This window comes from Sulfuricurvum sp. RIFOXYD12_FULL_44_77 (assembly GCF_001830725.1).
Taxonomy (GTDB): domain Bacteria; phylum Campylobacterota; class Campylobacteria; order Campylobacterales; family Sulfurimonadaceae; genus Sulfuricurvum; species Sulfuricurvum kujiense_A.
In genome coordinates this window covers 1-1,094 of sequence record NZ_MIBU01000202.1, presented here as the reverse complement: position 1 = coordinate 1,094, position 1,094 = coordinate 1, and the positions used below count along the sequence as shown (strand labels likewise).

Here is a 1,094-nt window from a genome sequence, read left to right as displayed (position 1 = left end):
CTTGAATGTTGACGGTACTATCGGTATCTTAATGGTTGATATGTGGCGTGCCCTTGGATATTCTGAAGAAGAGATTGACGGCTTCATCGAAGCAGGTGCATTAAATGCCTTCTTCGTTGTCGGGCGCTCTATTGGATTTATCGGTCATATTTTGGATGAAAAACGTCTCGGTATGCCGATGTATCGTCACCCGACAGACGATATCCTCTACAGCGTTGAACTCGCAGACGAAATCTAAACCTTCCTGTCATTCCCGCGAAGGCGGGAATCCAGCTTCTTCTTTTCTCTCCTTTCCTCTTTTTTTGTTATAATCGTTTTTTAATGAATTTTGTTTTCTAAAGGTTTCAGTATGAAACGTTTTGCTTTTACACTTCTAGAACTTGTCTTTGTTATTATAGTAATAGGCATTTTAGCTGTTCTTGCTATGCCGAATTTTAACCGTGATGGGTTAGCGGAAGGGACAGAACAATTGGCTAGTCATATTCGTCATGCGCAACATTTAGCAATGGTTGATGACAGATTTGATCCAAATCATGCCCAGTGGTATTCCGAAATGTGGGTTTTATGGGTACGTCAAGTCAGTGATGTCAACAATGGAGGGCAAAATGAGTGGTTTTATGAAGTGTTTTCAGATAGAGCTGCGTATAACGGCAATTCTACGGAAGAAGAAGAAGCAACAGACCCGCTAACCGGTGAAAGTTTGGGGAATGGAACGCTTGACAACACCGTTGATGATGGCAAAATAATTAATTTGACAAGAAACTTTGGAATTACGAATGTTGCCTTTGCTGGTGGAACCAATGTGAATGGAAGTACATTACGTCGAGTTGCATTTGATAACATGGGGAAACCATACCGTGACGCTGATCCCAATCCTAATGCCAATTGGCGTAATTTTCTTCTTACAACTGATATGAATATATCATTGACTGGTTCAGACGGACGTATTGCAAGAATTATTATTAGCCCTGAAACAGGATATGTAACAACAATAATTCCCTAAAGAGTGAATGCTTTTTAAATTCATTAAAATTCTTTCATTTTCTTCTTGACATTTTATATTATTTCCCCTATAATTCCCGTCCACAAACGCT

Annotated in this window: 1 protein-coding gene and 1 pseudogene; both read left to right on the top strand. The window is 39.6% G+C overall.

All coding sequences use genetic code 11. From position 1 onward, the window contains the following. A pseudogene (locus A2517_RS07530) lies at window positions 1-238 on the top strand (ATP citrate synthase); the annotation flags it as partial. Window positions 239-349: 111 nt separating this feature from the next. Further along, window positions 350-1,003, top strand: a complete 654-nt coding sequence (locus A2517_RS07525; protein ID WP_294895689.1) for a type II secretion system protein — start codon at window positions 350-352, stop codon at window positions 1,001-1,003. Window positions 1,004-1,094: the final 91 nt, after the last annotated feature.